9 protein-coding genes are annotated in these 12,990 nt (G+C 75.0%); 3 read left to right on the top strand and 6 right to left on the bottom strand.

Annotation, left to right across the window (positions count from 1 at the left end; all coding sequences use genetic code 11):
- The first annotated feature begins 35 nt into the window (after positions 1-35).
- The gene (locus AES38_RS12795) at positions 36-614 is read left to right on the top strand and encodes an ANTAR domain-containing protein (protein ID WP_053775285.1); all 579 of its coding nucleotides are present in this window, start codon (positions 36-38) and stop codon (positions 612-614) included.
- A 35-nt stretch (positions 615-649) separates the two neighbouring features.
- Here AES38_RS12795 and AES38_RS12790 read toward each other — a convergent pair whose 3' ends face one another.
- Positions 650-1,477 carry a sigma-70 family RNA polymerase sigma factor gene (locus AES38_RS12790; RefSeq protein ID WP_256998818.1) on the bottom strand — a complete coding sequence of 276 codons (828 nt, stop codon included), beginning with the start codon at positions 1,475-1,477 and terminating at the stop codon, positions 650-652.
- Between the two features lie 395 nt (positions 1,478-1,872).
- Here AES38_RS12790 and AES38_RS12785 point away from each other — a divergent pair, with 395 nt between their 5' ends.
- A complete protein-coding gene (locus tag AES38_RS12785) occupies positions 1,873-3,405 on the top strand; it encodes an amino acid permease (RefSeq protein WP_053775284.1) in 1,533 nt (510 codons plus the stop codon).
- Positions 3,406-3,424: 19 nt separating this feature from the next.
- Here AES38_RS12785 and AES38_RS12780 read toward each other — a convergent pair whose 3' ends face one another.
- From AES38_RS12780 to AES38_RS12770, 3 genes are all read right to left on the bottom strand, one after another.
- Entirely contained in the window at positions 3,425-4,228 is an 804-nt protein-coding gene (locus AES38_RS12780) for a DNA-formamidopyrimidine glycosylase family protein (RefSeq protein ID WP_053775283.1), read from the bottom strand.
- 27 nt (positions 4,229-4,255) lie between these two features.
- Complete coding sequence (locus tag AES38_RS12775; protein ID WP_053775282.1) at positions 4,256-9,070, bottom strand: Lhr family ATP-dependent helicase; 4,815 nt, start codon at positions 9,068-9,070, stop codon at positions 4,256-4,258.
- 69 nt (positions 9,071-9,139) lie between these two features.
- Positions 9,140-9,781, bottom strand: coding sequence for an alpha/beta hydrolase (locus AES38_RS12770; RefSeq protein WP_053775812.1), 642 nt, complete (start codon positions 9,779-9,781; stop codon positions 9,140-9,142).
- A gap of 133 nt (positions 9,782-9,914) precedes the next feature.
- Here AES38_RS12770 and AES38_RS12765 point away from each other — a divergent pair, with 133 nt between their 5' ends.
- Positions 9,915-10,469 (top strand): NUDIX hydrolase family protein, encoded by a 555-nt coding sequence (locus AES38_RS12765; RefSeq protein ID WP_043668722.1) that lies wholly within the window; start codon positions 9,915-9,917, stop codon positions 10,467-10,469.
- Positions 10,470-10,566: 97 nt separating this feature from the next.
- Here AES38_RS12765 and AES38_RS12760 read toward each other — a convergent pair whose 3' ends face one another.
- The gene (locus tag AES38_RS12760) at positions 10,567-11,190 is read right to left on the bottom strand and encodes a TetR/AcrR family transcriptional regulator (protein WP_053775281.1); all 624 of its coding nucleotides are present in this window, start codon (positions 11,188-11,190) and stop codon (positions 10,567-10,569) included.
- A gap of 178 nt (positions 11,191-11,368) precedes the next feature.
- Positions 11,369-12,913 carry a DEAD/DEAH box helicase gene (locus AES38_RS12755; protein ID WP_053775280.1) on the bottom strand — a complete coding sequence of 515 codons (1,545 nt, stop codon included), beginning with the start codon at positions 12,911-12,913 and terminating at the stop codon, positions 11,369-11,371.
- Positions 12,914-12,990: the final 77 nt, after the last annotated feature.

Raw genomic sequence — 12,990 nt, 5'->3', positions numbered from 1 at the left:
AGCCGCCACGCCCCCTGACCCGCGGGAGGAACGGGATGGAGCAGCGCCGGTCCGCCCTGCCCGCCCGCGTCGTCGCCGCGTTCCACTCCGCCCCGAGCCGGTCCGCCGGGGTCGACCTCCTGCTCGCCGCGCTCCTCGACGCGACGTCCGCGACGGGGGCCGCCGTCGTCCTGCCGCGTGGGGCCGGCGTCGCGGTGGCGGGGGAGACCGGGCCCGCGCTCGCCGAGCTGCTGCGGTCGCCCGCGCCGGCCGTCGGATCCGGCCTCCTGGTCGTGGGCATGGGCGACGACCCGGCCGCGCGCCCGGACGCCGCCGGCGCCGTCGCGCTGCACCGCGGATCCGCCGCCCTCGGCGAGGGCGACCTGGCCGTCGCCGAGGAGGTCGCCGTGCACGCGCGCGTCGCGCTCGCCGCGTGGGACTCCGCCGACGACCTGGCCCGCGGCCTCGCGTCGCGCTCCGTCATCGGGCAGGCGCAGGGGATCCTCATGGAGCGCTTCTCCCTCGACGCCGACCGCGCGTTCCAGGTGCTCCGCCGCCACTCGCAGGACGGCAACGTGAAGCTCGTCGAGGTCGCGCGCCGCGTCATCGAGACGGGCGCGCTGCCCACGTCCTAGGGGCGCCTCGGTCGCCGGGCGGCGACCGCCGGACCTCAGGCCGAGCGCCGGTCCGCCACGCGCGCGCGGATCGGCGACACCGCGGCGAGCGGCGCGGCCTCCGGCAGCGCCTCGGGCTCGCCGCGCGTGAGCTCTGCGCGCAACGCCCCGAGGATCCGCGCGAGCAGCCGCGACACCTGCATCTGCGTCACGCCGAGCTCGGCCGCGATCTCGCTCTGGCTGCACTCGTCGACGAAGCGCAGGTGGAGGATGCGCCGGTCGCGGTCGCTGAGGATCCCGCGGGCCGCGTCCAGCAGCACGGTGCGCTCGGCGCGCGCGTAGCCGGGGTCGTCGTCGCCGAGGGTCTCGGCGAGCGAGGTCCCCTCCTCCTCGTGCACCGTGAAGTCGAGCGAGGCGGGCCGGAGGCTGGTGTGCGCGGCGAGCGCCTCGGCCACCTCGTCGCGCGTGTGCCCGGTGTGGGCCGCGAGCTCGGCGTCGGTGGGCGTGCGGCCGAGCCGCTGCGTGAGCGCGGGCACGACGGCCAGCAGCGCGTGCCGCAGCTCCTGCACCTGCCGCGGCGGGCGGATCACCCAGCCGTTGTCGCGCAGGTGGCGCTTGATCTCGCCGGAGATGGTGGGGATCGCGAACGACACGAAGGGCGCGCCGAAGCCCGGGTCGTAGCGGCGCGCGGCCTTGACCAGGCCGAGGTAGCCGACCTGGCGCAGGTCGCTCCAGTCGTGGGCGCGGCCGGAGTGCTGGCGCGCGAGCTGGTCGGCGAGCTCGAGGTGGTCGAGCACGATCTGGTCGTGCAGGCGGCGGCGCTCGGCCTCGCCCGTCGGATCCTCGGTCGCGGCGGCCGCGCGCACGAACCGGTCGTGGGTCACCCGGCGCTTCTCCTCCCGCGCGGCGGCGAGGCCGGACGGCACGGCGGCCGTGCGCGGCAGGGTCGCGGGCGGGCGCGTCGAGGCGGTCCCGCGGGAGGCGGGGGCGCGGCGGCGAGGGCGCGGGAGCGCAGCGTGTCGGTCACTCGGGACCCTCCGGATCGGGACGGATGCGGCACGCTGCTTGACCGCTCCTCCAGAGAAGCACTGCTTCTCGGGGGTGCCTAGGTCGGGCGAGCACTTCTCCTCGGCGCTTCTCCGACTTCTCCGTCGGCCGGGCGTGTCGATGCCCCGCGCATCCGCACCAGCTCGGAGCAGCGCCCCCGTCCGGGGGCGCGGGCCCCACGCCGGTAGGCTCGATCCCCGTTCCCCGCCGCCCGACCCCGAACGGACATCCCATGAGCCTGTTCCGCACCAAGAGCATCGAGTCGTCGCTCGCCGACGCCGCGGGAGGCGAACGCAGCCTCACCCGGTCGCTCGGCACCTGGGACCTCATGCTGATGGGCGTCGCCGTCGCGGTCGGCGCCGGCATCTTCTCGGTCGGCGCGAAGGCCGCGGGCAACTACGCGGGTCCGTCGGTGACGCTCGCGTTCGTGCTCGCCGCCGTCACGTGCGGCCTCGCGATCATGTGCTACGCCGAGTTCGCCTCCGCCGTGCCCGTGGCGGGCAGCGCGTACACGTTCACCTACGCGACCATGGGCGAGCTGCTCGCGTGGATCATCGGCTGGGACCTCATCCTCGAGATGCTCACGGCCGCCGCGGTCATCGCGAAGTACTGGGGCATCTACCTGGAGTCGGCGCTCGAGCTCGCGGGGCTCGACATCCCCTCCACCATCACGGTCCTCGGCCTCGGGATCAGCTGGGGCGCCGTGCTCATCACCGCGATCTTCACCGTGCTCCTCGTGCTCGGCACCAAGCTCTCCAGCCGCGTGTCGAGCGTCTTCACCGTGCTGAAGGTCGCGGTCGTCCTCTTCGTGATCGTCGTGGGCGCCTTCTACGTGAAGGCCGAGAACTACACGCCCTTCATCCCGCCGCAGCGTCCCGCCGAGGGCGCGTCCGCCGACGTCTGGACCCAGTCCCTCTTCTCCTGGGCGAGCGGCCAGGAGCCCACGCAGTACGGCCTCTACGGACTGCTCGCCGGCGCCTCGCTCGTGTTCTTCGCGTTCATCGGCTTCGACGTCGTCGCCACGAGCGCCGAGGAGGTCAAGGACCCGCAGCGCACCCTGCCGCGCGGCATCTTCGCCGGGCTCGCGGTCGTCACCGTGCTCTACGTGCTCGTGACCCTCGTGCTCACCGGCATGGTGCCCTACACGGTGCTCGCCGACGCGGAGGACCCGTCGCTCACGACCGCGTTCACCGCGGTGGGCGCCGGATGGGCGGCGCAGGTCATCTCCATCGGCACGCTGCTCGGGCTCACCACCGTGCTCATGGTGCTGCTGCTCGGCCTCGCCCGGGTGGTCTTCGCGATGAGCCGCGACGGTCTGCTGCCGCGTGGCCTCAGCCGCACGAGCGCCAAGCGCCGCACGCCGGTGCGGGTGCAGATCATCGCGGGCGTCGTGGTCGCGGCCCTCGCCGGGTTCACGGACGTGGGCGTGCTCGAGGAGATGATCAACATCGGCACGCTCTCCGCCTTCGTGCTGGTGAGCATCGGCGTGATCGTGCTGCGGAAGAAGCGGCCGGACATCCGCGCGTCGTTCCGCGTGCCGTTCATGCCGTGGCTGCCGATCCTCTCGGCCGTGCTGTGCGTGTGGCTGATGCTCAACCTCACGACGCTCACCTGGGTGCGCTTCCTCGTGTGGCTCGTGCTCGGCTTCGCGATCTACTTCCTCTACGGCCGCCGCCACTCGGTGCTCGGCCAGGAGGAGGCGCGGATCGCGGCGGGCGGCGAGCCCGCGCCCGAGCTGCCGTCGGCGTCGACGCCGCGGGACTGATCCGCCCGGTGCCCGCGCGTCAGGTCTGGCAGCGCGGGCACCAGTAGGTGACCCGGTCCTGCGCGCCCATGCCGGGACGCACGGGGTCGCCGAGCTGGCCCTGCTGGATGCGCGTCCCGCACCGCAGGCACGGCTTCCCCTTGCGCCCGTAGACCCAGTCGGTGCGGCCGCGCCGGAGGTCACCCGTGGTGGTGCGCTCGATGCGGTCGCGGTTGGCGCGCATGGTGCGGCGCGCGAGGGCGACCATCGCGGGCAGGTCCGGCACCTCGCGCACCGGCCGCGTGGGCAGCACGCCGCGCAGGAAGCAGAGCTCGGCCCGGTAGACGTTGCCGATGCCGGCCGCGTTCCGCTGGTCGAGGAGCGCCAGGCCGATGGCCCGGTCGGGCTGCGCCTCGATGCGCCGCACGACCTCCGCGGCCGCCTCGTCGCCCCAGTCCGGCCCGAGGATGTCCGGTCCTAGGTGACCCACGAGCGTGTGCTCCTGGTCGCGCGGGATCACCTCGAGCACCCCCAGCGAGAACCCCACCGTGACGCGCTCCGCCGTCTCGAGCACGACCCGGGCCTCGAACGCCGGCCGCCGCCACGCGGTGCCGTGCTGGTAGATGTGCCAGGAGCCCTCCATCTTCAGGTGGCTGTGGATGGTGAGGTCGCCGACGCGGTGCAGGATGTGCTTCCCGACGCTGACCACCTCGTCGACCTCCTGGCCTGTGAGGTCGAGGGTCGCGAACGCGGGCACGCGGAAGTCGCTGCGCGTGAGCACCTGGCCGCCGATCGCCTCGTGCAGGTGCGCGGCGGTGCGGTAGACGGTGTCGCCCTCAGGCACGGGCGGATCCCGTCTGTCGGGCGCCGCTCACGAGCGCATCCGCAGCCCGCGCGGCGTCGCCGAGAACCCGTGCTCCTGCAGCGCGGATCCCAGCGGCGTGCCGAGGATGAACGCGCCGTTGACCTTCTCGATCGCGAGCTTCGCGACGCCGCCGCGCCGCACGATGCCGCCGAGCGACTCGGCCGCCGCCCGCAGCACGGCCTCGTCGTCGTCGAACTGCAGCACGGTCTTGCCGCCGCGCTCCACGTAGAGCACGAGCTCGCCGTCGACCAGGACGACGAGCGCGCCCGCCTTCCGACCGGCACGGTGCCCGGTGGGCCGCTCGCCGCGCGCGTCGACGCTGCCGGCCGCCGCGACGGCCGAGGACGCGCTGTCGCTGCTGCTGCTGCCGCCGCCGTCCGCCGCCGGATCCGCGTCGTCGCCCTCCGCCGACCCGTCGAGCCGCGGCCACGGCAGCGCCGCCCCGTACGCGTTGGCCGGATCCGTGGCCGCGAGCGTCAGCGCGTTCAGCGGCCGCTCGCCCGCGTCGGGGTCGCGCGTGAAGCCGCGCAGCCGGTCCACCGTGCCGCCGGTCGAGAACTGCGCCGCGCCCAGCGTCTCGATGAAGTACCCGCGGCGCGCGCGTCCCGTGTCCTCGAAGCCCGCGAGCACCTTGTAGGTGAGCGCGAAGCCGCCGGGCACGCGCTCGGTCATGACGGATCCGCGCGTGACGACTCCGTACCGCTCGAGCAGCAGCTCGGCCGTGCCCGCGGCTCGCACGGTGGCGTCGGTCTCGGCGAGCGGCACGATGGACCACCGCCCGGCGGCCGTCGACGGGCCGGTGCGCGTGGGCATGTCGGGCCGCGGCATGCGCCCGCCCCGGTACATGCGCCCGCGCGGCGCCCGCTGCGGCGTCTTGTGCGCCGTGGATCCGCCCGCGAGCAGCGCCCGCAGCGGCGACAGCGTGTCGTTCGTGACGAGGCCCGCCCACACGAGGTCCCACAGCGCGGTGACGAGCGCCTTGTCGTCCGTGGACCCGACGGCGTCGCTCAGCTGCCGGAAGAAGTAGCCGCCGCCCGTGCCGAGCGTCGTGAGGACCTCGCGCTGCAGCTCGTCGGTGTCGTGCGCGTCGGGCTCGGGCAGGGTGAGCGCGACCTGGTCGGCGAGGTGCAGGCTGACCCAGCCGTCGGCGCCCGCGAGCGTGCCGGCGCCCGACCAGATGACCTCGCCCGTGGACGTGAGCTCGTCGAGGAAGGCCGGCGTGTAGTCGCGCACGCGCGCCGGCAGCACGAGCGTCTCCCACGCGGAGGCGGGCACGGGCGCGCCCGCGAGCTGCTCGATGACCTGGAGCACGCCGTCGACCCCGCGGAGCCCGCGCTCGCGCTCCGCGCCCGCGACGTGCTGCCACGCGGGGAGGAAGCGCGCGTACGCGGATCGCTCGACCGGCTCCACCTCGCTGCGGAGCGCCGCCAGCGAGCGGCTGCGCAGGCGCCGCAGCACCTCGACGTCGCACCACTCGCTGCCCGAGGCGCCCGGCCGGAACTCGCCCTCGACCACGCGCCGCTGGGCGCCGAGCCGGGCGAGCGTGTCGGCGATGACGGCGGATCCGAGGCCGATGGCGGTGGCCGCGTCCGCGATGGTGAAGGGGCCGTGCGTGCGCGCGTACCGGCCGACGAGGTCGCCGAGCGGATCGGCCACGGGCTCGACGAACGCGAGCGGCGTGCCGATGGGCAGCGGCACCCCGAGGGCGTCGCGGAGGCGGCTCGCGTCCTCGATGGCGGCGACGCGCGCGCGGCCTCCGAAGGAGACGCGGAGCGCGCGCTTGCCGGCGACGAGCGCGTCGAGGTGCTCGGACGCGGCGGCGGACTCCTCGGGCTCGAGCCGCGCGGCGACCTCCTCGGCGTCGAGCGGGCCGAGGATCCGCAGCAGGTCGGCCACGCCCTCCAGTCCCTTCGCCCGCCGGTCGGGGGCGAGGCGCTGCAGCTCGAGCTCGGTGCGCGCGATGACCGCCGGATCCAGCAGCTCGCGCAGCTCCGCCCGCCCCAGCAGCTCGGACAGCAGCCCCGCGTCGAGCGAGAGCGCGGCGGCCCGGCGCTCGGCCAGCGGGCTGTCGCCCTCGTACATGAACGCGCCGACGTAGCTGAACAGGAGGCTGCGCGCGAACGGCGACGCGTCCTCCGTGGTGGTCTCGAAGATCTTGATCCGCCGGGCCTCGATGTCCTTCGCGAGCGACGTGAGCGCGGGCAGGTCGTAGACGTCCTGCAGCACCTCGCGCACGGTCTCCAGCACGATGGGGAACGCGGGGAACTTCCGCGCGACGTCGAGCAGCTGCGACGCGCGCTGGCGCTGCTGCCAGAGCGGCGAGCGGCGGCCCGGGTTGTAGCGCGGCAGCAGGAGCGCGCGGGCGGCGCACTCCCGGAAGCGCGACGCGAACAGGGCGGATCCGCCGACCTCGCGCGTGACGATGGCATCGAGCTCGTCCGGCTCGAAGACGAAGAGGTCGGCCCCCGGCGGCTCGCCGTCGGTCTCGGGGATGCGCACGACGATGCCGTCGTCGTTGGCCATGGTCGCGCCGTCGATGCCGTACAGCTCGGTGACCCGGGCACCCACCGCGAGCGCCCACGGCGCGTGCACCTGCATCCCGTACGGGGAGTGGAGCACCACGCGCCAGTCGCCCAGCTCGTCGCGGAACCGCTCGACCACGAGGGTGCGGTCGTTCGGCACGTGGCCGGTGGCCTTCTTCTGGTCGTCGAGGAAGGCGAGCAGGTTGTTCACGGCGCGGTCGTCGAGGCCCACGCGGCCGGCCCTCGCCCGGGCGTCGTCCACCGCGGATCCGGACAGCTCGCGCACGAACGCCCCGATGGCGCGGCCGAGCTCCAGCGGCCGGCCGAGCCCGTCGCCCTTCCAGAACGGCAGCTTGCCGGGCTCGCCGAACGCGGGAGTGACGAGCACGCGGTCGTGCGTGATCTCCTGGATGCGCCAGCTCGTGGCCCCCAGCGCGAACACGTCGCCCACGCGCAATTCGTAGACCATCTCCTCGTCGAGCTCGCCCACGCGCGACGCCTTCTCGCCCACCATGAACACGCCGAAGAGGCCGCGGTCGGGGATGGTGCCGCCGGAGGTGACCGCGAGCCGCTGCGCGCCCGGCCGCCCCTCGATGGTGCCCTCGTCGCGGTCCCACACGATGCGGGGCCGCAGCTCCGCGAACTCGTCGGACGGGTAGCGGCCGCTCAGCAGGTCGAGCGTGGCCTCGTAGGCGGAGCGCGGCAGGGTGGCGAAGGGCGCGCTCCGCCGCACGATGTCGAACCACTCCTCGACGCCCACCGACTCGAGCGCGACGGCTGCCACGGTCTGCTGCGCGAGCACGTCGAGCGGGTTGGCGGGCACCCGAAGCGACTCGATCTGCCCGCTCGCCATGCGCTCGGCGGCGACGGCCGAGTGGATGAGGTCGGCCCGGTGCTTGGGGAAGATGACGCCGCGCGAGACCTCGCCCACCTGGTGCCCGGCGCGGCCGACGCGCTGCAGGCCGCTCGCGACCGACGGCGGCGCCTCGACCTGCACCACGAGGTCGACGTCGCCCATGTCGATGCCGAGCTCGAGGCTGGAGGTGGCGACCACGCAGCGCAGGCGGCCGGACTTGAGGTCGTCCTCGATGAGCGCGCGCTGCTCCTTCGAGACGGATCCGTGGTGCGCCTTGGCGAGCACCGGATCCGCGCCCTCGGTGCTCCCCGCCTGCGCCATGACCTCGGCGGGCGGCCGCGACGCGGTGCGGCGCGTGGCGGAGAACGCGGTGGCGTCGACGGGCCGTGACGCGACGGCGCCGGCCGCGACGGCGCCGGCCGCGGCGCCCGCCAGCACGGGCACGGCCGCGTCGGCCTCCGCGGAACCGCCCGCGATCGCCCGCCCCTGGGCGTCGATCCGCCCCTCCTCGATGCGTCCCGTGTAGATCTCGTTGAGCCGGGCCGTGAGCCGCTCGGCCAGCCGCCTGCTGTTCGTGAAGACGATGGACGACGTGTGCTGCAGCACGAGGTCGACGATGCCCTCCTCCACGTGCGGCCAGATGGACCCCTGCTGCGGCGCGTCGCCCTGCGCCGCCGACCCCTCGAGCGGCGCCGTCGTTCCGAGCTCGGTCATGTCGTCGACCGGCACGATGACCCGCAGGTCGAACTCCTTGGTGTTCTTCGGCGAGACGATGCTCACCGGCGAGCGCCCGCCGAGGAACCGCGCCACCTCCTCGGGCGGCCGCACGGTGGCCGACAGCCCGATCCGCTGGGCCGGCCTCTCGAGCAGCGCATCGAGCCGCTCGAGCGAGAGCGCGAGGTGGCTGCCGCGCTTGGTGGCCGCGACCGCGTGCACCTCGTCGACGATGACGGTCTCGACGCCCGCGAGCGTCTCGCGCGCGGCCGAGGTGAGCATGAGGAACAGCGACTCGGGCGTGGTGATGAGGATGTCCGGCGGCGTCTTCGCGAGCGAGCGCCGGTCGGCCGCGGGGGTGTCGCCGGAGCGCACGCCCACGGTGACCTCGGGCGGCTCGGCGCCCAGCCGCTTGGCCGTCTGCACGATGCCCACGAGCGGCGAGCGCAGGTTGCGCTCCACGTCGACCGCGAGCGCCTTGAGCGGCGAGATGTAGAGGACGCGCGTGCGCCGCATCGGGTCCTCCGGCGCGGGCCGCGACGCGAGCCGGTCGATGGACCAGAGGAACGCCGCGAGCGTCTTGCCGGATCCGGTGGGCGCCACGACGAGCGCGTGCGACCCCTTCTGCACGGCCTCCCACGCGCCGGTCTGCGCCGCGGTGGGGCCGGGGAACGCGCCCTGGAACCACTCCCGGGTGGCCGGGGAGAAGCGCGCGAGGACGGGATCCATCTGCTCATCCTCCTCCGGACCGCCGACAACGGGCCGGGCGGGGCGCTCGCCGGATCGCCGGCACGCGCGTCAGCCCGCGTGCTCCCGGATGAACGCGGAGACGTCCCGCAGCTCGGGCGCGGAGACCGAGTGCGGCAGGTCCTCGTAGATGCGCTCGGTGAGGGCGGTGTGGTCGCCGATCCAGCCGCGCGTGCGGGCGACGGCGGCGTCCGGGATCACCTGGTCGGCCGTGCCGCGGCCCCAGAAGACCGGCGTCGGCGCGGCCGCGAGCGCCGGGTCGCCGGCGTGCTCGCCGCGCACGGAGAACCCGCTGAGCTGCACCGCGTACGCGAACCGGCCCGGCGCGAGCCGCAGCAGCTGGAGCGCGGTCGCGCCGCCCTGGCTGAAGCCGAGGAGACCCACCGAGCGCGGCGGCACGGGCAGCGCGTCGAGCCAGTCCAGCACGCCCTGCGCGGCGGCGTCGGCGGCGTCCGGATCCGGGTCGCCGGTGGACCCGGGCACGATCGGGAACCACGCGAACCCGCCCTGCAGCGCGATCGGCGCGCGCACCGACGCGACCACGGGCCCGAGCGGCAGGTACGGCGACAGCCCGAACAGGTCGCCCTCGTGGGATCCGTAGCCGTGCAGCAGCACGAGCAGCGGGCGGTCGGCGAGCTCGGCGGCGGAGGCCGACCAGAGGACGGCGTCGGGATCCAGCGGGAGAGCGGTCACGGGGTCCTCTTCGACGGGCCGGCGGGGCGGATGCGCGGTCGCGGGGCCGACCGGCGCGCCCATCCTCGCATCTGCCCCTGGACGGGATCGCGCCGGGTGGTCGCCGGGCTCCGGCCGTGGGTCACAATGGACCATGACCGTTCGCACCCCGGACCCGAACATCCCCGACCCGAACTCCGGCTGGCTGTCGGACGTGGAGCTGGCGCAGATCCGGCAGCGGCTGCCGCTCCTCTACGTGGAGGCCGTGCCCGTGCGGGTGGACGGCATGGGCCGCGTGAAGGACATCGGCGTGCTGCTGCGCGCGACGGTCACCGGGCAGATGACCCGCATGCTCGTCTCCGGCCGCGTGATGTACGGCGAGACCCTGCGCGACGCGCTCTTCCGCCACCTCGAGAAGGACCTCGGGCCGATGGCGTTCCCGCAGCTGCCCGCGAACCCGACGCCCTTCTCGGTCGCGGAGTACTTCCCGTTCCCCGGCGCGAGCCCGTACACGGACGACCGGCAGCACGCCGTCTCGCTCGCGTACGTCGTGCCCGTCACCGGCACGTGCGATCCGCGCCAGGACGCCCTCGAGATCACGTGGATGACGCCCGAGGAGGCCGCGTCCGACGCCGTCTCCGCCGACATGGAGGGCGGCCGCGGCGCGCTGCTGCGTGCGGCCCTCGCGTCGGTGGGCGTCCTGCCCTAGCCGTGCGTCCGGTCGCCCGGCATCCGAGGGCCCGGCATCCGGCGACCGGGGCTCGGGCCGCCCGGGCTCGGGTCGGCCCGGCTCGCGCCGGCCCGGCTCAGACGGCCGCCGTGCGCTCGGCGAACTCGGGGGGCTCGAGGTAGTGGCGGCGCAGGTCCTCGAAGGCCTCGCTCGCGCCCGCCCCGACGCCGTAGCAGCGCTGCACGTGCAGGCCGTCCATGGCGGAGAGGATCACGGCGGCCGCGGCCTCCGGGTCGAGGTGCGGGTCGATGAGGCCGCGTGCCTGGTCGACGATGACGCCCGACGTGATGCGCTCCAGCTCGCGTGCCCGCCGCTCGCGGAACAGCGCGTGCAGCGGATGCCCGGCGGCGGACGCCTCCGAGGACACGACCGCGATGACGCGCGTGAGGCACGCGCTCTGCTCGCCGTCGGCGATGACGACGGCCGCGTGCTCGGCGACGCTCCGGGGCCGGTGCAGCTCGATGGCCGCGGCGACGCGCTCCTCGCGGCGCTCCAGCACGGCGAGCAGCAGCTCCTCCTTGCCGGCGAAGTGGTGCAGCAGGCCGGCCGGCGTGATCTCGGCCCGCGAGGCGATCTCGCGGAGCGAGCTGCCGCGGTAGCCCTGCTCGGCGAACACCTCGATGGCGGTGCGGATGAGGAGCTCCCTGCGCTCCAGGCCCTTGCGGTACGGGCCACGGGTGGCGAGGGCGGCGCGTGTCATCCGCACACCGTATCCGGATGCGCCAGCGGGTTCGCGCGACCGTCCCCAGGTCGCGCCTCGACTGTGGACGGTCGGGGCACGGACGCGTCGTCGCCGGCCCCCACGGGGACGACGGAGGGCCCCCGTCGATGACGGGGGCCCTCGGTGTCACGCCGGCGCGGGGTGCGCGCCGGGCGGTCTAGCGTCCGCTGGAGACGCGGCGGTGCGTGCGCGCGCGGCCGCCGGCCGCGGCGCCGCCGGAGGCCGCGGGGCGGTCCTGGCGGGGACGCGAGGGAGCGGCGGACGAGCCGCCGCCGAAGCCCTCGGAGGAGGTGCTGAACGTGCGGGGCGTGCCGCCGCGCTGTCCGCCCGAGGCGGCGCCGTCGCGACGACCGGAGCCGGCGCCCTCGCGGCGACCGCCGCCGACGGGCGCGCCGTCGCGGGCCGCGCGCTTGCGCTGCGCGTTGGCGCCCTGCGAGCGTCCGCCGCCGTTCGCGCGGCCGCCCTGCGACTGGCGCTGGGCGGTCTCGCGGACCGACTTCGTCTCGCGCGGCGCGGGCTTCACGTACGCCGCGACGGCGCCCGTCAGCTCGGCCACGGCGGGGGAGGACTCGGTGACCTGCTGCGGCGTGACGTGGATGTCGGCCTTGCGCATCAGGAGCTGCACGTCCTTGCGCTGCGCCGGCAGCATGATCGTGACGACGTCGCCCGCGGAGCCCGCGCGCGCCGTGCGGCCCGAGCGGTGCAGGTAGGCCTTGTGCTCGGCCGGCGGGTCGACGTGGATCACGAGCTCGATGTCGTCCACGTGCACGCCGCGCGCCGCGACGTCGGTGGCCACGAGGACCTTGACGTCGCCCGCCGCGAAGGCCGCGAGGTTGCGGTCGCGGGCGACCTGCGAGAGGTTGCCGTGCAGGTCCACCGACGGGATGCCGGAGTCGGTGAGCTGCTTCGCGAGCTTCTTGGCGTGGTGCTTCGTGCGCATGAAGAGGATGCGGCGGCCGGAGCCGGACGCGAGCTTCTGCACGAGGAGGCGCTTGGCCTCGACGTCGGACGCCTCGAACACGTGGTGCGTCATGGCCGCGACGGGCGAGTTCGCCTCGTCGACGGAGTGCAGCACCTGGTCGTGCAGGTAGCGGCGGACCAGCTTGTCCACGCCGTTGTCGAGCGTGGCGGAGAACAGCATGCGCTGGCCGGTGTTCGGGGTCTTGTCGAGGATCCGCGTGACGACGGGCAGGAAGCCCAGGTCGGCCATGTGGTCGGCCTCGTCGAGGACGGTGATCTCCACGGCGTCGAGGTTCACGAAGCCCTGCTTCATGAGGTCCTCGAGGCGGCCGGGGCAGGCCACGACCACGTCGACGCCGGCCTTGAGGGCCGCGACCTGGCGCTGCTGCGAGACGCCGCCGAAGATCGTCGTGGTGGTGAGGTCGTACGCCTCGGCGAGCGGAGCCATCGCGGCGGTGATCTGCGTGGCGAGCTCGCGGGTCGGCGCGAGGATGAGGCCGAGCGGGCGGCCCGGGCGACGACGGCCGCCGGCGAGGCCGCCGCCGAGGCGCGCGATCATCGGGATGGCGAACGCCAGCGTCTTGCCGGAGCCGGTCTTGCCGCGGCCGAGGACGTCGCGGCCCTTCAGGGTGTCGGGCAGCGTGTCCACCTGGATGGGGAACGGCGTGGTGATGCCGTTCGCCGTGAGGGCGGAGACGAGGGGTGCGGGCACGCCGAGCGCGCCGAAGGTGTCAGTGGTCATGCGGGGGAGTTGCCTTCCAGGCAGGGGCTCCGCCCCGACGCGCTGACGCGGCGGTGTGCCGGTGCAGCGCGGAAGCG

Source organism: Clavibacter capsici (assembly GCF_001280205.1).
Classification (GTDB): Bacteria; Actinomycetota; Actinomycetes; order Actinomycetales; family Microbacteriaceae; genus Clavibacter; species Clavibacter capsici.
Note: the sequence above shows the minus strand (reverse complement) of the source record. Positions and strands in the feature narration are given on the sequence as shown.